General features: G+C 35.6%; 1 protein-coding gene. It reads left to right on the top strand.

The genetic code is table 11. The features are described from left to right. Window positions 1-75 precede the first annotated feature (75 nt). A partial coding sequence (locus P20652_RS20750; protein WP_202799043.1) for an HET-C-related protein occupies window positions 76-570 on the top strand: 495 nt, incomplete at its 3' end.

Genomic DNA, 570 nt, shown 5'->3' with positions numbered 1-570 from the left:
AGCTGATCTAGCAGCCTCCCAAACAGCCGATACTAAAAAGACAACACCCAATACCAAGGATTAGACTTTGTAGATATACTAGAAAAATACGAACAATTTTTATCGTGGCGTGATGAACTAACAAAAGCCAAAAACGATTTTGTCGCTGACTTAATATTAAAAATACTACATTACAGCAGTGAAATATTTATCTTAGTAAGTAGCTTTGCAATTCACCATATCATCGAAACCGTATCGCATCAGATTGATGATGCACAAACCTTAATTAGTGAAACAGGAACTGACCCAACTCATAGTCAATTGGCTAAAGATCATGACGTGCATCCATTTCATGAAATTGCGGCCCTTGTGGCTCAAGAAGCCGTGTCGATAGCAGGAGAATCTATTAAATTTTATTGGGAAGGTAATTTGCAAGAAGACCCGCTGCGAGTAATTCCAAATATCATTCAACACCCCGATTTTCATGATTTATTTGAAGTAATAATTATTTTATGGGTAAACAATAATAAAGAAAAAGTGAAAAAAGGCACGTATAAAACCTCTGTCGATGAAGTTCATGATCATTTTAAC

This window comes from Pseudoalteromonas sp. BSi20652, from assembly GCF_000239855.1.
Classification (GTDB): Bacteria; Pseudomonadota; Gammaproteobacteria; order Enterobacterales; family Alteromonadaceae; genus Pseudoalteromonas.
Note: the sequence above shows the minus strand (reverse complement) of the source record. Positions and strands in the feature narration are given on the sequence as shown.